Origin of the sequence: Mobilicoccus massiliensis (genome assembly GCF_000826525.2) — a bacterium.
GTDB classification, from domain to species: domain Bacteria; phylum Actinomycetota; class Actinomycetes; order Actinomycetales; family Dermatophilaceae; genus Mobilicoccus; species Mobilicoccus massiliensis.
This window is the reverse complement of sequence record NZ_LN651327.1, coordinates 278,717-298,306: the sequence shown is the minus strand read 5'-3', so window position 1 is coordinate 298,306 and position 19,590 is coordinate 278,717. Positions and strand designations below refer to the sequence as shown.

Below are 19,590 nucleotides of genomic sequence, written 5' to 3'. Positions count from 1 at the left end.
TCTACCTTTCGAGGAGGAGATCGACGTCGCGCAGGAAGCGGTCGAGCCCGTAGTGGGCGAGGGCGTGGGTGCGGGCCTCGCGCCCGGCGGCGGCGGCCGCGTCGGGGTCGTCGAGCCACGTGCGTGCCTGGGCGGCGAGGCGGTCGAGATCGTTGGTGACGAGGCCGGCCGCGGCCGGCACCGCGAACGGGGCCTCGGTCGTGGCGAGGGCGAGGACGGGGAGCCCCAGCGTCATGGCCTCCAGAAGAGAGAGGCCGAGACTGGTCCAGCGGTAGGGGTGCAGGTACGCGCGGTGAGCGGCGAGGCGGGTGTGCAGCTCGTGTTGGGGCAGGTCGTCGTGGGTGTGGCCGACGAGGTGGGGCGCGGCGCTCTCGAGGGGGGTCATCCCCATCCCGTAGACGTCGAGCGGCAGGGCGTGCGAGAGCGTCAGGACGAGGTCGGTACCGGCGATCCGGCCACGTCGGACCGGTTCGTTGACGACGACGGCGAGCGACTCCTCGGCACCGGTGTAGCGGTGGCCGGGGTCGGGGATGCCGTGTTCGAGCACGGCGGTGGGTGCGTCGCCGCAGTCCCACATCAGGCGGTTGAAGTGGGTGACGTGGACGACGGGGATGTCGGCGCGATCCGCCAAGGGGTGCCGGCTCTCGGCCGGGCTGGGGTGGGGGGCGTCGTGCTCGATGTAGAGGGCGGGAACGTCACGGCCGGGTTCGAGCCCCGTCCAGCGGCGGACGAGATCGAGTTCGTGCGGGCGCTGGAGGACGACGATGTCGGGGCGCTCGTCGGCGAGCTGCTCGGGACTCACCTCGATCACCGAATCCGGCCAGTCCCACGTGCGAGCGCGGCCGCGGCCGTCGGGCCCACGATCGGGTAGCACGGGCATGACGTAGGTGTGGGCGCCCTGGACGAACGAGGTGGCCCAGGAGCCGTGGACGTGCCAGAGGAGGATGCGCATCAGGCCGCCTTGTCGTCGGAGGTCGTGAGGTCCGCGACGGCCGCGACGACGTCGCGGGGGTCGACGCCCGAGAGGCAGGGATGGCCGGGCACCGGGCACTCGCGGGCGCGGGTGTCGCGGCAGGGGGCGTGCTGGTCGCCGAGGAGGACGACGTCGACGCCGTAGGGCGCCCACCGCGACGCGGGGACGACCGGGGAGAACAACGAGACGACCGGCGTTCCCACGGCGGCGGCGAGGTGGGCGGGCCCGGTGTTGCCCGCGACCAGGCAGGACGCGGCGTCGAGCACCGCGGCGAGACCGGCCAGGTCCGTGGCGCCGCAGAGGTCGACGACACCGTCCACGGCCGCGGCCTCCGCGCAGAGCGCCCGGTCGGTGGGAGCACCCGTGACGACGACGCGGCGCCCGGCGACCCGCAGGGCGGTGACGATCGCGCGGGCGTGGCCACCGCTCAGCGAGCGTGACGGCACCGACGCCCCCGGGTGGACGACGACGTACGGCCCGGGCAGGGCGTCGACCGATCCCGGCAACGCGGGCAGTGGGCGGCGCACGGCGAGCCGGCGGTCCTCCGCATTGCGCCGGGGTGGGGCTCCGGCGGCCTCGGCGAGGTCGAGCATGGCCTCCACCTCGTGCCCTCCGCCGGGTGGGGCCGCGCGGCGGTGGCGGACGTCGAGCAGCGAGCCGGGGTAGTCCTCGCTCGTCGCCGCGACGAACCCGATGCCCGCGAGGCGGGCCAGCATCGCCATCGGCAACGGGCTCTGGTGGAAGGACGTGAAGATCACCGCGCCGTCGTAGCGGCGACGGTCGAGGTCGGCGACGAGGGCGCGCGTCGCGTCGGCGTCGACGGCGGGCGGCGCGTACCCCGACCAGGGCGCGTCGAAGACGAGTACGTCGGCGACCTCGGGCAGCAGCCGAGCGGCGGCCTCTCCGGCCGGCGAGGCGAGCACGTCGACGTGGCTCGAGCCGCGTCGGAGCGCGCGGATCGCGGGGCCGGTGAGCAGCATGTCCCCGGCCGCGTCGAGGCGGACGGCGAGCAGGCGGGTCATCCGGACTCCCCCGCACTCTCGTCCACGCTCTCGCCCTCACCCACGACGGCCGGGTGCGCGGGCGCCGGCGGGGGCGGGGTGGCGATCTCGGGCCCGAGCGCCGGCCGGGTGAGGTCGAGCGCCAAGTCGACCGCATCGGCGAGCGTGCTCGCCACGAACGGCGCGTCGGCGACCTCCTCGACGCGGGTCTCCGCGGTCGGGACGAGGATCGGCGTGGCACCGGCGGCGAGCGCCGCCTCGACGTCCGCGCCGATGTCGCCGATGACGACGCACTCCCACGGTTCGAGGCCGAGCTCGCACAGGGCGGCCTCGACGAGCCCGGCGGCCGGCTTGCGGCACGGGCAGCCGTCCTCGGGCGCGTGCGGGCAGCGCTGCCAGGTGTCGAACGGGCCGAGCAACTCCCACACCCGTTCGTCGACGGCGTCGACCTGGCGGGCCGTGGCGAGTCCGCGTCCGATGGCCGACTGGTTGCTGACGACTCCGAGGGCGAGACCGGCCTTGCGTGCCGCGGTCAGGGCATGGGTCGCGCTCGCGACCGGACGCACCGCCTCGGGGCGCGTGTTGTACGGCACGTCGTGGACGAGTGTGCCGTCGCGGTCGAAGAGGATCGCTCGCGGTGCGGGTGGCCACGGTTCGGCGTCGTGGTGGGTGAGGGCGCCTCGCACCCGGTGGGTGACGGCGAGCGGGGGGATGAGGACGCTCGTCGCCGCCATGGTCGCGACCTCGCGTCCGTAACCGTCGTCGCCGGGGCGCGGGCCGGGTCGCATCCGGTGGGCGAAGAACGCGGCGGTCGCCGCGACCCAGGCGAGGACTCCGGCGAGGCCGATCCTGCGCAGGAACCGAGCGGCCTGGCGCGCCTTCGGCCCCTCGGAGGAGGCGAGTCCGGCGGCGGTTGCGCGCGCGATCAGCCCGGCGGCGCCGGCGACGACGGTGGCGACGTGACGCGCGAACCACCCTGCCGGAGCCTCTGCGTCGTCGTGCCACGTCGGTCCGTGCAGGCGGCGCATGAGCGCGTCGTCGGCGTTACCGGCCTGGACGCGGGCACTCACCCACATGTCGGCCTCGCGGACGGGATGAACCATCACGCGGTCCCCCACCGCGAGCCGCCACCCGGCCCGGCGCAACCGGAGGGCAAGGTCGGCATCCTCACGGAACGCTCGCGGAAACCGCTCGTCGAACCCGTGCACGTCGACGAGCGCCGAACGGAGGAAGGCCATGTCGGCCGTCGCCCACCGAGCCTGCGCGAGCCCGGCGGTGTTGCGCTCCCAGTCCGTGGGCCTGCGGTGCGAGGGCACGGGGACGCGGAGCCGGGCCGCCGTCGCGGCGGTGCCGGCCTCGCAGGCCCGGAGGTCACGCACGAGCTCGGTGCACCACGTCGGCGCGGGCTCGACGTCGTCGTCGAGGAACGCGACCCACGGCGTCGTCGTCAGCCGCCAGCCGCGGTTACGGGCGTGAGCGGGTCCCCGCCCGTGGCCGAGGACGATCCGCAGCGGCAGGTCGGCCTCGAACTCCGACAGGTCCAGAGGGTCGTGGGGCGTGGGGCGGTCGTCGACGACGATCACCCCGGCGGGCCGTTCGTCCTCCGTGGCCTGCTGGTGCGCGAGCGCGTCGAGCACGCGGCGCAGCCCCGAGCGCCCGACGGTCGGGACGACGACCGAGTACCGCAGGAGCGCGAGGTCGGTACCGGTGTCCGCGGTGGCGGAGGCGTCCGTTTCGTGCGATGAGAAGCTCATCGGTCCTCCTCGAAGACGTGGGCGCGGCGGACGAGGTGGGGGCCGAGGACGAGGACGTCCACGGGCGCCGAGCCGAACAGCTCGAGCGCGTCGCGGGGGTCGTCGACCATGGGCCGCCCGGCGGTGTTGAGGCTCGTGTTGACGACGACGGGCACCCCGGTGCGCTCGTCGAAGGCCTTCAGCAGCGCGCCGACCGGGGTGTCCCGCTCGACGGTCTGCACGCGGGCGGTGCCGTCGACGTGGGTGACGGTCGGGATGCGCTCGCGCCAGTGCGGGGCGACGTCGTGCACGAAGAGCATGTAGGGGCTCGGCAGCGGGCCGCCGGTGAAGATCTCGCGGGCCCGGTCGTCGAGGACCATCGGCGCGACGGGTCGAAACCGCTCGCGTCCCTTGATCGCGTTGAGCCGGTCGAGGTTGCCGTCACCGCGAGGATCGGCGATGAGCGAGCGGTGCCCGAGGGCCCGCGGCCCGAACTCGCTGCGGCCGTCGAACCATGCGACGACCCCGTCTGCGGCGAGGACGTCGGCGACCTGGTCGGCGAGGTCGTCGGGGGTGGTGAACGGGATGTGCGCCGTGCGCAGGGCGTCGGCGAGCTCGGCGTCGCTCCATCCGCGTCCGAGTGTCGCGCCCAGGTCACCGTCGGCCGTGCGGCCCCGTTCGCGGGCGAGGGCGAGAGCGCTGCCGAGTGCGGTGCCGGAATCGCCGGCCGCGGGCTGCACCCAGATCTCCTCGAACGGTGACTCGCGCCAGATCCGCGAGTTCGCGACGCAGTTGAGCAGTGTGCCGCCGGCCATGACGAGCCGACGCTCGCCGGTGCGCTCGTGCAGCCAGGTGGCGACGTCGAGCAGTGACTCCTCGAGCGCGGCCTGGACCGACGCCGCGAGGTCGGCGTGCTCGGGGGCCCAGGCGCCGAGCGCGTCCCAGGAGGAGGCCCACCTGTTCCAGTCCGGGACCCGCGCGTGGAACCCACCGTCACCCGTGCCGTGCACGGCCTCCCGCACCTCGGGCAGGAACCGCGGCTCGCCGTAGGAGGCGAGGGCCATGACCTTGAACTCGTCGCTGGACCGCCGGAATCCGAGGTGGGCCGTGAGCGATTCGTAGACGAGCCCGAGGGAGTCGGGCAGCTCCTGACGCGCGAGGATCTCGAGCTCGCCGTCGGTGTAGCGGCCGACGAGGTGGGAGTGTCGCTCGCCGCGGCCGTCGGCCACGAGCACGGCCGCGTCGCGCCACGGGCCGGCGAGTCCCGCCGATGCCGCGTGGGCGACGTGGTGCTCGACGAACCGCACGCGCTGCTCGTCGAGGCCGGGCAGTGCCTCGGCGAGGAATCCCGGGGCCCGGCGGGCGTAGTCGATCCGCATGGGGTCGAACGGGTCGTCCGGCCGCGGCACGGCGAGGGCGGGGTCGAAGGAGTAGCCGACGCCGTCGAGCTCGCTCGGTTCCAGCCCGGCCTCCGCCAGGCACCACCGTGCCGAGAGCACCGGCAACTCCCACGCCGAGAACGGCACGGGGTCCTTGGCGTGCTTGCGACGGCTGAAGCGCTCCTCCTCGGCCGCGGCGACGACCCGTCCGTCGACGACGAGCGCCGCGGCCGAGTCGTGGAACACGGCGTTGATGCCGAGAAAGGCGCCGGTGGACGTGGTCATCGGACCTCCAGGTGAGTTGCGGCGTGGTCAGATCCCTTCGCGGCTCGGCGGCGAAGTAGGGATGCACCGCCGGTGGGACGGTCGGCGGTGAGGGCGTCGACGAGGGGGTCGAGCAGCTCGGAGCCGTCGATCGCACCCGTGGCGATCGCGTCGCGACACTGCGCGGCGGCGGCCCGACCGGAACCCGACAGGCACCAGCCGAGATGCTCGGAGAGGTAGCGGTCGTCGAGCTCGTCCGCGCCGAGCAGCGACGGCCATTCCCAGGCGCGGGCCTGGGCGCTGACCTTGCCACCGCCCGCGACGGGGTCGACGGCCAGCGCGGGCACGCCGGCCCGCAGCGCGAGGATCAGGCCGTGCAGACGCATGGTCACGACCACGTCGAGGCGCGCGACGACGGCCTCGAGCTGGGCCGGGGTCGCGGCGAGCCGCCAGTCCCGGGGATCGAGGCGGGTGTCGAGCGGCACCCGAGCGACATCGAGGTCACCGGCCCACGCTTCGAGGCGCGCCGCGACGTCCTCGTGACGTCGCCGCGCTCCGTACTCGCCCTGGCCGGTGGTGAGGACGACCCCGACGACGGGGACGGGCCGCTCGGAGCCGGCGGGGCGCACGGCGGCGAGATCGCGCCGAGCGACCGTCGGGCCACCGCGATCACGGGGGATGACGACGTCGAACAGCTCGGAGACGTCGCGTACCTCACCGCTCTCCGGATCCTCACCGCCGCCGGCCCAGGCGTCAGCGCGGGTCATGACGCTCACGCCGACCGCGAGGCGGCGGGCGTGCTCGAAGCGCTCGGCCAGTTCGGCGACGGGAGGGCCGGTCAGTGGCCCGCAGACGAAGACGAGGTCGGTGTACGCGGTGGGGTCCACGTCGGCGAGGACGAGGGTGCCCGGGCGGTGCATGACACGGCTGAGGGCGATGTCGTGCGGAATCCGCTCCTCGTCGAGACGACGGGAGACGGTCTCGATCGCGAGCACATCGCCGGCAGTGGCCTCACCGTGCTCGAGCCCCGCCCAGCCCGTGACGAGCACGCGCACGGGCCGGTTTGGCGACCGGGGCGCTGAGGATGCGCGCAGCGACGCGGCAGAGAAGAAGGACACAGGGCACTCCGGACCCTCGAGGGGGATACCGGGGTCCTGGGTACCTGCCGACGAGGCTGCCAGAAGCGAACTTAGGGCGCAAGACACCCATTTCGCTTCGTGGACACCGCGTCACGCCCGACGCGGGGCGAGTGCTCAGCTTCGGCGGCCGGCCGGCGCGCGTTCGCCGGTGGCGCCCGCAATCACCTCCGCACACACGTCGGCGAGGCTGCGTCGTTCGTGACGCGCCTGCGCCCGCAGCGCCCGGAAGGCGTGCGACACGCTCATCCCCGCTTGCGCGGCGAGGATGCCCTTGGCCTGCTCGATGACGACACGACTGTCGAGGGCCCCCTGGAGCTGCTCGGCCAGTTGGGTCCGTTCGTCGAGCTCCCGGTGGGTGAGGATGCCGAGGGCGGTGGCCGTGGCGAACGCCTGGACGATGGTGAGGTCCTCCTCCTCGAGGTGCGAGCCCTCGGGAACGAAGAGGTTGACCGCGCCGATGACCGTCTCCCGCAACCCCATCGGCAGCGAATGCACCTCGGTCATCCCGGCCGCGACGGAGGCCTCGACGAACCGCGGCCACCGCTCGCGCTCGGTGCGCACGTCCTGGTAGGAGACGCGTTCGCCGGTGGCATAGGCGAGCAGGCAGGGACCCTCGTCGGCCTGGAGCTCGAGGAGTTCGAGGGTGTGGACCTCGTCGCTCGTCGTCGCGAAGATCTGCAGGCGGTCGTCGGCGTCGGCGAGGAGGATGCCGCCCTGTTCGACTGCGGTGTGTTCGACGCAGCCGTCGAGCAGCACCGAAGTGGTCTCGTAGACGTCGTAACCGGAGGCGAGGACGTCGGTGAGCTGGCGCATCAGCGAGAGGCGGGGATCGGAATTCTCACCGCTTCGGGGGGATGGGGTCCGCATGGCTACTCCGTGGTCTGGAAGAAATGCGGCGTTCGATCACGGTCCCGGGAATCGAGCGTCGGAATCGGGTTCTCGTCGATATCCCAGCCTGCCACCCGAAACGGGGCTCTCGCGCGCCGAACGCCACAACCCGAACTCTGGGGTGAGTTACCGCGTGTTCGAGTCGTGCGACTCGGGTGATGCTCGGACAGGCTCGGGTAGGAGTTGTCGGCGTCCACACGTAGCCTCCTGCGTCGTGGGGTAGATCGCCGCCACGATCGACGAACCGGAGGGTCCGTGGCCGAGAACGTGATGCCGACCGATGGCGCCGTGCCGCCCCGACCCTCACCTGGTCACGGGCCCATGCGTGAGGAGGGTCTGCCCGAGAACCCCTGGCCGGCGCTGTGGGCGCTCGTCCTCGGGTTCTTCATGATCCTCGTCGACTCGACCATCGTCTCGATCGCGACGCCGGCACTCATGGGGCACTTCGGCGCGGGCATCAACGAGGTGCTCTGGGTGACGAGCGCCTATCTGCTCGCCTACGCGGTGCCGCTGCTCATCACCGGCCGTCTCGGCGACCGGGTCGGCCCGAAGCGGATGTACCTCCTCGGCCTCGCCGTGTTCACGGCCGCCTCGTTGTGGTGCGGGCTCACGGGCACGATCACCGGGCTCATCGTCGCGCGGGTCGTCCAGGGCCTCGGAGCGTCGATGATGACGCCGCAGACGATGTCGGTCATCACCCGCACGTTCCCGCCGGAGCGACGGGGCTCCGCGATGGCGCTGTGGGGCGCCACGGCCGGCGTGGCCACGCTCGTCGGCCCGATCCTCGGCGGCGTGCTCATCGACGGGCTCGGCTGGGAGTGGATCTTCTTCGTCAACGTTCCGGTGGGCGTGCTCGGGCTCGTCCTCGCGTGGCGGCTCGTGCCCGATCTCGCCACGCACGCCCACAGCTTCGACTGGATCGGCGTCGCGCTGTCGGCCCTGGGACTCTTCTGCGGCGTGTTCGCCCTCCAGGAGGGCTCGACGTTCGGATGGGGCACGATCGCCGGACCCGTCTCGGTGCCCGCGTTGCTCGTCACGGGCGGTGTCCTGCTCGTCGTCTTCGTGTGGTGGCAGTCGCGAGTGCGTCGTGAGCCGCTCGTGCCGCTGGGCCTCTTTCGCGACCGCAACTTCTCCCTCGCCAACATCGGGGTCACGACGGTCGGTTTCGCGGTCACCGCCATGGTCTTCCCGTTCACGATCTACGCGCAGACCGTGCGCGGACTCACTCCCACGGGTGCGGCCCTGCTGCTCGCGCCGCAGGCCGTGATGTCCATCCTGTTGGCCCGCCCGGCCGGCAAGCTCGTCGACCACGTCCACCCCCGCATCCTCGCCGGGCTCGGCATCCTCGGCTGGTCGCTCAGCCTGTTCTGGCTCAGCCGCCTCATGGTGCCCGGCACGCCGACGTGGCTCATCCTGCTCAACGCCGTCCTCCTCGGGGCGTCGAGCTCGTTCGTGTGGGGGCCGCTGTCGACGTCGGCGAGCCGCAACCTGCCACCCGCTCTCGCGGGGGCGGGCTCAGGGGTCTACAACACGACTCGACAGATCGGCTCGGTCCTCGGCAGCGCCGCGATCGCCGCGCTCATGCAGGCCCGTATCGCAGCGCACCTGCCGGCGGCGGGCGGCGGCGCCGCCCCGCACATGGGTGGGGGAACGATTCCCGCGGCGGTCGCCGGGCCCTTCTCCGACGCCCTCGCCGAGTCGATGCTCCTGCCCGCCGGGGTGCTGCTCGTCGGCTGGATCGCGGCGCTGTTCTTCGAACGTCCCCGGCACATGCGGCGCTCGAACGCGCCCGCAGCGGGGTAGCGCGGGGCGTTCGTCCGACTTGTTCGAAGAATGTTCCCAGAATCGACGTGATATAGGACTCACCGCCGCCTGCTCGCCGCGGCCACTTGCACGCCCCTCTACCCTGCGCTTATGCGTGCAAAGAAGCTCGGGTTACTCCCCCGCATCCTCATTGCGATCGTCCTCGGCATCATCTGCGGGTTGTTCTTCCCCGAGTGGTTGACGCGGATCTTCGTGACGTTCAACGGGCTGTTCGGCAACTTTCTGTCGTTCATCATCCCGCTCATCATCGTCGGGCTCATCACGCCCGCGATCTCCGAACTCGGCAAGGGCGCGGGCAAGTGGCTCGGCATCACGACGGCCATCGCCTACGCCTCCACCATCTTCGCCGGCCTTCTCGGCTTCGCGGCGAGCATGACGTTCCTGCCGATGCTGCTGGCCGGGCACCGGGCCGCGTCGTTCGACAACCCCGAGGATGCCCTGCTCAAGCCGTTCTTCACCGTCGAGATGGCGCCGGTGTTCGGCGTCATGACGGCCCTCGTGCTCGCGTTCGTCGTCGGCGTCACGCTCACGGTCGTCGACGGTGAGGTGCTCCAGCGCGGGTTCTCCGAGTTCCGCGACATCATCAACAAGGTCATCAGCGCGGTCATCATCCCGCTGCTGCCGCTGTACATCTTCGGCATCTTCCTCAACATGACCACCGTCGGTCAGGTGTGGAACATCATCACGACGTTCCTCGGCGTGATCCTGCTGGTGTTCGCCCTCACCGTGATCCTGTTGCTCACCCAGTACTGCGTCGCGGGTGCGATCGCCCGGCGCAATCCGTTCCGCATGCTCAAGGAGCTTCTCCCGGCGTACGCGACCGCTCTCGGCACGTCGTCGTCGGCCGCGACGATCCCCGTCACGCTGCGGCAGACCATCAAGTCCGGCGTCTCCGAGCCGGTGGCCTCGTTCGTCATCCCGCTGTGCGCGACGATCCACCTCGCCGGCTCGACGGTGAAGATCACGTCGTTCTCCCTCGCCGTGATGATGCTCTACGGCATGCCGATCGACCCGGTGCTCATCCTCGGCTTCATCATGATGCTCGGCATCACGATGGTCGCGGCACCCGGTGTTCCCGGCGGCGCGATCATGACGGCCGCGGGCCTGCTCAGCTCGATGCTCGGATTCACCGAGCCGCAGGTCGGGCTCATGATCGCCACGTACATCGCGATCGACTCGTTCGGCACGGCGACCAACGTCACCGGCGACGCGGCCATCGCGACCGTCGTCGACACCCTGACCGCCCGTGACCGCCGGCGCCACCCCGAGAAGTACGAGCCCGCGGACGAGGTCGTGGCCTGACCCGCCCGCACCCACACCGACGCCGCCCACGATCATCGTGGGCGGCGTCGTCGTTCTCAGGAGCCGAAGGTCGCGCGGGCATACCCACGCATCGTCGTGGACGCCGCTGTCCACCTCAACAGCCGAAGGTGCGCGAGCACGCCCACGATCCTCGCGGACTCCGCCGTCGCCCTCAGGAGCCGAAGGTGCGCAACGCATGCCCACGCATCCTCGGGGCTCCGCCGTCGTTCTCAGGCGTCGGAGGTGCGCGAGCAGGGGCACGAGGCACACCCACGATCGTCGTGGGCGGCGTCGTCGTTCTCAGGGCTGCGCCCGGGCGTGCGCGTACTCGCTCGCGTGGTCGAGCCACGCACGGGTGCCACGCGTCTCGCACGAGCGAGAGGCGACGCGCGCCGCCGTCGCGAGCGGGCGCGCGACTCCGGCGACCGACGCCCAGGCGTACGCTCCGTGCAGCGCGTCGCCGGCTCCCAATGTGTCGATCGCCGCGACCCGCGGAGGGGTGATCTCACCGGATTCGTCCACGCCGTCTCGGCGGCGTCGCCATCGGATCACACCCGCGCCCGCGGTCACCGCAGCGAGTGACCGCGGACCGGGCTCGAGGATGCCGAGCAGCCGCTCGAGCCGGTCGCCGACGTCATCCTCGTCGCCGTCGAGTCGGAATCCGGCCGACGCCACGACGTCGGTGCACCGCGGAAGCAGTTCGGCCATCGGTGGCTTCCAGCGTCCGGCGTCGAGGATGCGCGGCACGCGGAGTCGTCGTCCGTGGTCGAGAGCGTGGGCGGCGAGGTCGGGATGGTGGCCGTCGATGAGCACCACGTCGGTGTCATCGGGGAGGTCGGGGTTCGGCTCGTCGTCCTCGCCGGCCACGGCGTCGAGTCCGACGACCCGTCGGCTGCCGTCGGCCTCCACGGTGATGCTCGAGACGGGCGGTGCGGCGTCGGCGCCCGCGACGTCGAGGATCTCGACCCCGCAGCGCGCGAGATCGGCACGGACGAGGTCGGCGACGGCGCCGGCACCGAGCCGGGTGAGCAGCGTCGCCTCGCCGCCGAGCGCCGCGAAGACCACCGCGGCGTTGAGCGCGGGCCCGCCTCCGGCGAGCAACTGCCACGTGGCGGTGACCTTCTCGTCGGCCGCGGGCGCCCGCTCCACGTGACTGACGACGTCGAGCGTCGCCAACCCGGCGAACAGACCTCGAGGCATGAGCCCACCCTAGAACCCCGCTCGAACAGGCACTTCCACCACCGCACAGGCCCACACGCAGGCCCCCTCCGCTCAAACAGGCACTTCCACCCGACCAAACCGCCTGTCCGAGCGCCGTATCCGAGCACACCGACCCCGCCCCTCCCACTCAAACAGGCGCTTCCGTCCGACCAAACCGCCTGTCCGAGCGCCGCGTCCGGACCGAACCGCCTGTCCGAGCGCCGCGTCCGGACCGAACCGCCTGTGCGAGCTCCGCGTGCCGACCGAACCGCCTGTCCGAGCGCCGAGCCCGCCCGAAACCGCCTGTCCGAGCGTCGTGGACGACGGCGGTCCTGGCACTCCACCGCCGTGAGTTGGGCGACGCCTCGAACGCATTCGGCGTCGCGTCTTGGGATGCAGGCGGGGACACGCAAGAATCGACCCATGCGCGCAGCCGTCATCAATCGCTTTGGCAGCCCTGACGAGTTCGAGATCGTCGACGACTTCCCTGCTCCCTACGCGGGCGAGGGTGAAGTGGTCGTGCGGGTGACCGCCGCCGGGGTCAACCCGCTCGACTACAAGATCCGGGACGGCTCGTCGGGCATGGCCGCGCAACTACGCGACGAGGACTTTCCGCTCGTGCTCGGCCGCGAGTGCGCGGGCACGATCGAGGAGGTCGGTGCCGGGGTCGAGGGTTTCGAGGTCGGGGATCGGGTGTTCGGCATGGCGCCGCTCGACCACAAGGGTCACTGCTACGCGGAGCTCACGGCGCTGCCCGAGGCGGCGCTCGCGCACTCCCCGGAGGGCGTCGACGATCACGTGCTCGGCGGGCTCTCCCTCGTCGGGCTCACGGCGTGGGTCGCGGTCGAGGATCTGGCGAAGGTGACGCCCGACGATGTCGTGCTGGTCCACGGCGGGGGCGGCGGGGTCGGTTTCATGGCCGTCCAACTCGCCCGTGCAGCCGGTGCCCAGGTCTACGCCACCGCGTCGGCGCGCAACGCGCAGCGTCTCGAATCGGTCGGCGCCATCCCGGTCGACTACAACGAGCAGGACTTCACGCAGGCCACTCCGCGCCCGACGGTCATCATCGACACGGTCTACTTCGGCACCTACGAGCCGTCGATGGATCACCTCGCCGAGGGCGGCCGCCTCGTCCTGCTGCCGTCGCTCGCCGACGTGGGCCCGGCCAAGGAGCGCGGCATCGACGTCTCGATCCCCTCGATCGCGCCCGACCGCGAGCGCCTCGATGCGCTCGCCGCCCGGGTCGCCGACGGCACGCTGGAGCTCACGATCGCCGAGGTCCTGCCCCTGCGAGAGGTCGCCCGCGCGCACGAGATCCTCGAGGAGGGGCACACCCCCGGCAAGATCGTGCTCGACGTGCCCGGTGACTGACCCGCTGACCGACACCGCGGCGGCCACCGCCGGAGTGCGTCGATGACGGAACTCGACCCGAGCCTGCTGCTCACCGTCGACCTGCTCGGGGTGTTCTGCTTCGCGCTGTCGGGCTGCCTGCTCGCGACGTCACGCCGGTTCGATGTCGTCGGATCCCTGCTGCTCGGCGGTCTCACGGGCCTCGGCGGCGGGATCATGCGCGACGTCATCATCGGCATCCATGCGCCGACGGCGTTCGGCGCACCGATCTATCTCGTCCCGCCGCTTCTTGCGGCTGCCGTCGTGCGTCTCGGCTGGCTGACGCCGGGGCGGTTCCGGCGCACGCTGCTGATGTTCGACGCCGGTGGTCTCGCGCTCTTCTGCGTCAGCGGCACGCTCATCGCGCTCGAGCACGGGCTCAACGCGATCGGCGCGACGCTCATGGGGGTGACGACCGCGGTCGGCGGCGGACTGTTGCGCGACATCGTCGCTCGCGAGGTGCCGCAGGTCATCAGGCCGGACGGCGGTCTGTACGCGGTGCCGGCAGCGGTGGGGGCCTCGCTCGTCGCGCTGACGGATCACCTGGGATTCAACCCGTACCACCGTGTCGGCCCGGTCGAGATCCTCGTCATCGTGCTCGTCGTGGGCTTTCGCGGGTTGGCTCTGCGGCAGGGTTGGCAACTCCCCCTCGCGGGACCGTCCACGCCGAGACGGCCCCCACCGTCATAGCCGGTAGTGCGCTCGTTCCCCGCCGATGAGCCTGGGGCGGCTGCGTACCGCCGTGACCCGGGCCGCCCCCACCTGGTTGGCCTGCAGGCGCAGGGGGATCTGCACCCAGCGCACGTGCATCGCGACCTCGGTGTCACCGATATCGAGTCCCGCGTCGGCCACGACCCGCTCCACGATGACCGGGTCCTCGGCGCTGACGAACGCGGCACGACTCACCGCACCCCCGGCCTCGAGCGCGGGCACGACCGAGACGATCTCGAGCCGCTCGGCTTCGGCGTACTCCCGGTCGACGACCAGTGCGCGGTTGATGTGTTCGCAGCCCTGGACCGCGAGACGCACGTCGTGCTCGGCGACGACCGGGCGGATCCCGGCGATCACCGCCTCGCCGACCTCCTGGCTGCCGTACTTGCCGATGCGCCCGCCGCGGATCTCGCTGCTGCTCGCGCCGAGAACGACGAGGCGCCCCGGCCGTACTCCGGCCACGTCGAGCAGCTCACGCATCGCGGTCGCCGCATGAAGGGTGATCTCGTCGAGGGACGTCTCCACCTGCGTATCGCTCATGCCTCCAGTGTCGGACGAATCGGTCGCGGCCGCGTGCGGTCGCCGGGACGAGAACGATCACGGCAAGTGCTTTCCACTTCGGAAACTGGTTGCTACTGTTCTTCCATGTTCCGGTCCGGCAGGTACTCCCCGCCGGCCCTCCGACGAAAGGAACGGCCATGACCGACCACACCCGTCCCACCGCCGACGAGGCGCGACGCTCCCTCGACGAGGCCTCCGGCATCTCGGTCGTCACCGGCCGTGACCTGCGCGTTCTACAGCGCGTGCTCGTCGGCATCGGGGCTGCCATGGCAGCCGTGTTGCTCTTCGTGCGCGCCCTCGGCGACCACCCGTGGGGTCTTGCCGTGGCGATGGGGCTCTACGTCGTCGCGATCCTGCTGCTCCTGCGCTGGCAGCGCACGGTGACCGCGGCACCACGGGGCTACGGCTCCCGGTACGGCATGGGCATCGCGGGCACGTCGGCGATGTACGGACTCGGCATCGCCCTCATCGCCGGGCAGAACCCGAGCTGGTCGCTCACGGCGCTGCTCGCCCTGCTCACCGTGGCACCCGCGGTGCTCGCCGCCCGGTCGATCGCGCGCCTGGGACACCACCGATGAGCCTGCCCGACCAGCGCGAACACGCGCGCCACCGCCTCGACGACGTCATCCACGCTCCCGTGCGGTTCAGCATCGTCGCGGCCCTCGCCAAGGTCGACAACGCGGAGTTCGCGGCCGTGCGCGACGCGATCGAGGTGAGCGACTCGGTGCTCTCCAAGCAGTCGCAGGCCCTCGAACAGGCGGGGTACGTGGCGATCAAGAAGGGCTACGTCGGTAAACGGCCGCGCACGTGGCTCAAGCTCACTCCCGCGGGTCGGCGAGCGTTCGACGCCCATCTCGCGGCGTTGCGCGAGATCGCCGGAGGCGCCTGACCCGGCAGGAGCGGCCACGGCGGGGCACAATCGCGCCATGGCCATCTCACCTCCCCCTCCGCACGCCGCGCACGTCGACTCGTGGCTCACCGACATGGACGGTGTCCTCGTCCACGAGGAACAGGCGATCCCCGGTGCGGCGGATTTCATCGAGGCGCTCAAGAGTCACGGTCTGCGGTTCCAGGTGTTGACGAACAACTCGATCTACACCCCGCGCGACCTGCGAGCGCGCCTGCTCGGCAGCGGGATCGACGTGCCGGAGGACGCGATCTGGACCTCTGCCCTCGCCACGGCGCGGTTCCTCGCCGACCAGCGGCCCGACGGCTCGGCCTACGTCATCGGCGAGGCCGGGCTCACGACGGCGCTGTACGAGGAGGGGTACACGATGAGCGCGCGGGACCCCGATTACGTCGTTCTCGGTGAGACCCGCACGTATTCGTTCGAGGCGATCACCACGGCGATCCGTCTCATCGAGCGGGGGGCGAGGTTCATCGCGACCAACCCCGACGTCACCGGCCCCTCGCCGGCCGGCAGCCTTCCGGCGACCGGATCCGTGGCCGCGCTCATCACCGCCGCCACCGGCCGCACCCCGTACTACGTGGGCAAGCCCAACCCGCTGATGATGCGGACGGCACTCAACCGCATCGAGGCGCACTCCGAGCACACCGTGATGATCGGCGACCGCATGGACACCGACATCATCAGCGGCCTCGAGGTCGGCATGCGCACGATCCTCGTGCTCTCCGGCTCCACCCGGCCCGACCTCGTCGACACCTTCCCCTTCCGCGCCACCCGCGTCGCCGACTCGATCGCCGACGTCGTCGACCTCGTCGGCGAACGCGCTCCGCGCGACGACGACCCGGCCTCGAGCGAGTAGTCGAGACCGGGTCGCTGCGGTTGCGCCTCCAGTGCGTGCGCGGTCAGGCCTTCTCGTCGGCCGTCACGCCGGACTCCGCGACCGCCGTGTCGTCGTCCTCACGACCCGGGGTACGCAGGTTCCACTTGCGGATGACGAACCGGAACAGCACGTAGTAGATCACCGCGTATCCGAGGCCGATGGCGAGCAGCCACACCGGTTGCTCGGCGATGCGGAAGTTGAGCATGTAGTCGAACAGACCGGCGGAGAAGCTGAAGCCGTCGCGGATGCCCAGCGCGTTCACCAGCGCCAACGACGTACCCGTGAGCACGGCGTGGATCACGTACAGCGGGAACGCGACGTACATGAACGAGAACTCCAGCGGCTCGGTGATTCCGGTGAGGAACGCCGTGAGCGCGACCGAGACCATGAGACCGGTCGTGGCCTTCTTCGCGTTCGGGCGGGCCTCGTGCGCAATCGCGAGGGCGGCGGCGGGCAGGGCGAACATCATGATCGGGAAGAAGCCCGTCATGAAGGCACCGGCGCTCGGGTCGCCACTGAGGAACCGGGCGATGTCGCCGTGGACCACACCACCCGAGGCCGTCGTGTAGTCGCCGAGGACGAACCACGGCACGGAGTTGAGGATGTGGTGCAGGCCGAGCGGGATGAGCAAGCGGTTGGCGGTGCCGTACACGAAGCCGCCGACGACGGCGTTGGCCGCGACCCACTCCCCCAGTGCGGTCAGGCCCGCGTTGAAGGCGGGGTAGAGGAACGACATGACCACGGCGAGCGCAAGGCAGGCGAACGCGGTGATGATCGGCACGAACCGGCGTCCACCGAAGAACGCGAGGTAGTCGGGCAGCTTGGTGCGGTGGTAGCGCTGCCAGAGCCACGCCGCGATGAGGCCGACGAGCACACCGCCGAGGACACCGAAGTTGATCATGAGCGGCTCGCCCTTGACGTCGGTCTTGCCGGCGAGCACGACCGGGCTCATCGCCTTGAGCACGGCCTCGTACGTGAGGTAGCCGACGACGGCCGCGAGCGCGGTCGACCCGTCGGACTTGCGCGCCATGCCGATGGCGATGCCGAGCGCGAACAGCAGCGGCAGGTGGTCGAAGATCGCGGCGCCACCGGCTCCGACGACCGCCGCGACCGGTCCCCAGCCCAGGCCGTCCTTGCCGAGCATGTCGTCGGCACCGAGCCGCAGCATGAGTCCCGCGACGGGCAGCGCCGCGATGGGCAGCATGAGTGAGCGCCCGAACTTCTGGACGCCGGAGAGGTCGAGCTTCTTGCGCCGTGGTTCGGGGGCCGCCGCGGCGGATGGAGTCGTGGCCATGAGGACCTGCTTTCCTGCGTTCGAGGCCGCGGGTGCGGCGCGGGCGTCTGCCATGATCCCGCGCACGGGCGTGCCCACGGCGCAGGTCCGCCATGAGGCACACTCGTGTCCTGGCACCGAAGCCGGAAGACGAGTCAGGGAGGGCCGGACATGGGCAAGGCGGAGAAGATCGTCGCGGGACTCGGCGGGGCCGACAACATCGAGGAGATCGAGGCCTGCATCACGCGCCTGCGCACGGAGGTCCGTGACCCCTCCAAGGTCGATGCGGCCGCGCTCAAGGCCGCGGGGGCGCACGGGGTCGTCGAGGCGGGCTCGGTCATCCAGGTCGTCGTCGGGCCCGAGGCCGACACCCTGGCCGACGACATCGACGACCTGCTGTGACGCTCGTCCTCGCGCCGGTCGGGGGCCGGGTCGTCGCGGCGGGCGAGATCGGGGATCCGGTCTTCGCGCAGGAGATGGTCGGCGGATGCCTCGGCATCGTCCCGCGCGCCGAGGTGGGGGTCGCGGTGGCGCCGGTCACCGGGACCCTGGTCAAGGCGATGCCGCACGCGTACATCGTCACCGACGAGCAGGGGCGGGCCGTGCTCGTCCACCTCGGCATCGGCACGGTCAGGCTCGAGGGCGAGCACTTCGAGGTGCTCATCGAGGAGAACGCGACCGTGCAGGCGGGCGAGGAGATCACGCGCTGGGACGTCCCGGCCGTCGCCGCCCGCGGCATCGACACGACCGTCGTCGTCGTGCGACTGGACTCCGCTCCCGGCTCGGTGGCCTCGGAGCAGGTGGGAGCCGAAGTCGAGCCCGGGATTCCGCTGTTCGGCCTCTGATTCGCCGCCCCGCGTCGCCGGAGGGTCCGCGAGATCGCCCTCGCCGAGGACGACCGGTTGTCGGTGGGCGGGTGCACAGTGGGCGCCATGAGGACGCACCAGGGCATCATCCCGCCGTATCTGTTGGAGAACGTCGCCGAGCGGTGCGAGGGCGAGGTGGCCGAGCGGGCCAGGCTCACCCGCCGGGTCGAGGCGGCGATGCGCAACCAGCGCGAGGTCAGGGCCTACCGCGCCGGCGCCTCGCACGAACGTGGGGCCGTGGATCCCGGTGCCGGCATCGTCCCGCCGCAGATCCTCGACCGCCTCGACGCCGAGCGCAGTCACGGGCAGGGGCTTCGTGCCGGAGATGCGCGTCGACGGCGCGAGGCGACGGGGGCCGACGATGTCGGACCCCCGGCCGCCCCCAACCGGGCGGTCCATGACGCCGGACACCGCGAGACCCTCCCCGGCAGGCTCGCGCGGGCCGAGGGCGCGCCGGCGGTGGACGACGAGTCGGTCAACGAGGCCTACGACGGTCTGGGCGACACGTGGCGGCTGTTCCACGACGTCTACGGGCGCGACAGCCTCGACGACCGAGGTCTGCAACTCGTCGCGACCGTCCACTTCATGCGCGGCTACGACAACGCGTTCTGGAACGGCGAGCAGATGGTCTTCGGCGATGGTGACGGCGAGATCTTCCGCAGCTTCACCGACTCCCTCGACGTCATCGGCCATGAGCTCGCCCACGGCCTCACGCAGTACACCTCAGGGCTCATCTACCTCGCGCAGGCCGGCGCGCTCAACGAGTCGGTCTCCGACGTGTTCGGGGTGCTCACCGCCCAGTACACCGCGGGGCAGACCGCGCGGGAGGCCGACTGGCTCGTCGGGGCGCAGCTCTTCGAGGCCGGCGTCAAGGGGGTCGCGCTGCGGTCGATGAAGGCTCCCGGCACCGCCTACGACGACCCGCGCCTCGGCAAGGATCCCCAGCCGGCGCACATGCGTGACTACCAGGACCTGCCCCATGACGACACCGGCGACAACGGCGGCGTGCACATCAACTCGGGCATCCCCAACCACGCGTTCTACCTCTTCGCCACCGCGCTCGGTGGGCACGCCTGGGAACGCGCGGGCCAGGTCTGGTACGACACGATCACGCAGCAGCGCATGCCCAAGGACGCCGACTTCGCCACGTTCTGCGCGGTCACCCTCGCCGCCGCCGATGCCCGTTACGGCGGCGGAGACGTCACCGACGCGCTGCGCACGGCCTGGTCGGAGGTCGGCGTCGAACCCGCCGAACGCCCGGCCCCGTGACGTAGCGGGGGATGACGGGCGCGCTCGCTCC

19 protein-coding genes are annotated in these 19,590 nt (G+C 71.7%); 10 read left to right on the top strand and 9 right to left on the bottom strand.

Annotation, left to right across the window (positions count from 1 at the left end):
- Position 1: 1 nt before the first annotated feature.
- From BN1197_RS05805 to BN1197_RS05780, 6 genes are all read right to left on the bottom strand, one after another.
- Positions 2-952, bottom strand: a complete 951-nt coding sequence (locus tag BN1197_RS05805; protein ID WP_040157083.1) for a glycosyltransferase — start codon at positions 950-952, stop codon at positions 2-4.
- A complete protein-coding gene (locus BN1197_RS05800) occupies positions 952-1,995 on the bottom strand; it encodes a glycosyltransferase family 9 protein (protein WP_040157081.1) in 1,044 nt (347 codons plus the stop codon). The genes BN1197_RS05805 and BN1197_RS05800 overlap by 1 nt, the downstream gene beginning before the upstream one ends.
- Positions 1,992-3,728, bottom strand: a complete 1,737-nt coding sequence (locus BN1197_RS17990; protein WP_082043663.1) for an HAD-IIIA family hydrolase — start codon at positions 3,726-3,728, stop codon at positions 1,992-1,994. Before BN1197_RS17990 ends, BN1197_RS05800 begins: the two co-directional genes overlap by 4 nt.
- Positions 3,725-5,371: a carbamoyltransferase family protein gene (locus tag BN1197_RS05790; RefSeq protein ID WP_040157080.1), complete on the bottom strand. Its 1,647-nt coding sequence runs from the start codon at positions 5,369-5,371 to the stop codon at positions 3,725-3,727. Before BN1197_RS05790 ends, BN1197_RS17990 begins: the two co-directional genes overlap by 4 nt.
- Positions 5,368-6,405 (bottom strand): polysaccharide pyruvyl transferase family protein, encoded by a 1,038-nt coding sequence (locus BN1197_RS05785; RefSeq protein ID WP_082043662.1) that lies wholly within the window; start codon positions 6,403-6,405, stop codon positions 5,368-5,370. Before BN1197_RS05785 ends, BN1197_RS05790 begins: the two co-directional genes overlap by 4 nt.
- Before the next feature lie 198 nt (positions 6,406-6,603).
- Positions 6,604-7,356 (bottom strand): GAF and ANTAR domain-containing protein, encoded by a 753-nt coding sequence (locus tag BN1197_RS05780; RefSeq protein ID WP_082043661.1) that lies wholly within the window; start codon positions 7,354-7,356, stop codon positions 6,604-6,606.
- Positions 7,357-7,698: 342 nt separating this feature from the next.
- Between BN1197_RS05780 and BN1197_RS05775 the strand changes: the two genes are divergently transcribed.
- Positions 7,699-9,180 (top strand): DHA2 family efflux MFS transporter permease subunit, encoded by a 1,482-nt coding sequence (locus BN1197_RS05775; RefSeq protein ID WP_040157299.1) that lies wholly within the window; start codon positions 7,699-7,701, stop codon positions 9,178-9,180.
- Between the two features lie 111 nt (positions 9,181-9,291).
- Positions 9,292-10,503: a dicarboxylate/amino acid:cation symporter gene (locus BN1197_RS05770; RefSeq protein WP_040157076.1), complete on the top strand. Its 1,212-nt coding sequence runs from the start codon at positions 9,292-9,294 to the stop codon at positions 10,501-10,503.
- A gap of 300 nt (positions 10,504-10,803) precedes the next feature.
- Here BN1197_RS05770 and BN1197_RS05765 read toward each other — a convergent pair whose 3' ends face one another.
- The gene (locus tag BN1197_RS05765) at positions 10,804-11,703 is read right to left on the bottom strand and encodes a PfkB family carbohydrate kinase (RefSeq protein ID WP_052466070.1); all 900 of its coding nucleotides are present in this window, start codon (positions 11,701-11,703) and stop codon (positions 10,804-10,806) included.
- 423 nt (positions 11,704-12,126) lie between these two features.
- Between BN1197_RS05765 and BN1197_RS05760 the strand changes: the two genes are divergently transcribed.
- Both BN1197_RS05760 and BN1197_RS05755 read left to right on the top strand, forming a co-directional pair.
- The gene (locus tag BN1197_RS05760; protein ID WP_040157074.1) at positions 12,127-13,074 is read left to right on the top strand and encodes an NADP-dependent oxidoreductase; all 948 of its coding nucleotides are present in this window, start codon (positions 12,127-12,129) and stop codon (positions 13,072-13,074) included.
- 42 nt (positions 13,075-13,116) lie between these two features.
- Positions 13,117-13,782 (top strand): trimeric intracellular cation channel family protein, encoded by a 666-nt coding sequence (locus BN1197_RS05755; protein ID WP_040157072.1) that lies wholly within the window; start codon positions 13,117-13,119, stop codon positions 13,780-13,782.
- Here BN1197_RS05755 and BN1197_RS05750 read toward each other — a convergent pair.
- Positions 13,777-14,343 (bottom strand): TIGR01440 family protein, encoded by a 567-nt coding sequence (locus tag BN1197_RS05750; RefSeq protein ID WP_176489715.1) that lies wholly within the window; start codon positions 14,341-14,343, stop codon positions 13,777-13,779. The genes BN1197_RS05755 and BN1197_RS05750 overlap by 6 nt on opposite strands.
- A gap of 158 nt (positions 14,344-14,501) precedes the next feature.
- On the opposite strand from BN1197_RS05750, the gene BN1197_RS05745 reads away from it, so the two are divergent.
- Genes BN1197_RS05745 through BN1197_RS05735 form a run of 3 tightly spaced genes read left to right on the top strand, consistent with a single transcriptional unit; the run spans position 14,502 to position 16,130 of the window.
- Positions 14,502-14,942 carry a hypothetical protein gene (locus BN1197_RS05745; protein ID WP_040157069.1) on the top strand — a complete coding sequence of 147 codons (441 nt, stop codon included), beginning with the start codon at positions 14,502-14,504 and terminating at the stop codon, positions 14,940-14,942.
- A complete protein-coding gene (locus tag BN1197_RS05740) occupies positions 14,939-15,253 on the top strand; it encodes a winged helix-turn-helix domain-containing protein (protein WP_040157067.1) in 315 nt (104 codons plus the stop codon). The genes BN1197_RS05745 and BN1197_RS05740 overlap by 4 nt, the downstream gene beginning before the upstream one ends.
- 37 nt (positions 15,254-15,290) lie before the next feature.
- Entirely contained in the window at positions 15,291-16,130 is an 840-nt protein-coding gene (locus BN1197_RS05735) for an HAD-IIA family hydrolase (RefSeq protein ID WP_040157065.1), read from the top strand.
- Positions 16,131-16,173: 43 nt separating this feature from the next.
- Here BN1197_RS05735 and BN1197_RS05730 read toward each other — a convergent pair whose 3' ends face one another.
- A complete protein-coding gene (locus BN1197_RS05730) occupies positions 16,174-17,445 on the bottom strand; it encodes a PTS transporter subunit EIIC (protein ID WP_040157295.1) in 1,272 nt (423 codons plus the stop codon).
- A gap of 105 nt (positions 17,446-17,550) precedes the next feature.
- Here BN1197_RS05730 and BN1197_RS05725 point away from each other — a divergent pair, with 105 nt between their 5' ends.
- From BN1197_RS05725 to BN1197_RS05715, 3 genes are all read left to right on the top strand, one after another.
- The gene (locus BN1197_RS05725; protein ID WP_261795876.1) at positions 17,551-17,826 is read left to right on the top strand and encodes a PTS sugar transporter subunit IIB; all 276 of its coding nucleotides are present in this window, start codon (positions 17,551-17,553) and stop codon (positions 17,824-17,826) included.
- Positions 17,823-18,269 carry a PTS sugar transporter subunit IIA gene (locus BN1197_RS05720; RefSeq protein WP_040157061.1) on the top strand — a complete coding sequence of 149 codons (447 nt, stop codon included), beginning with the start codon at positions 17,823-17,825 and terminating at the stop codon, positions 18,267-18,269. Before BN1197_RS05725 ends, BN1197_RS05720 begins: the two co-directional genes overlap by 4 nt.
- 87 nt (positions 18,270-18,356) lie before the next feature.
- Complete coding sequence (locus BN1197_RS05715) at positions 18,357-19,559, top strand: M4 family metallopeptidase (protein WP_040157060.1); 1,203 nt, start codon at positions 18,357-18,359, stop codon at positions 19,557-19,559.
- Positions 19,560-19,590: the final 31 nt, after the last annotated feature.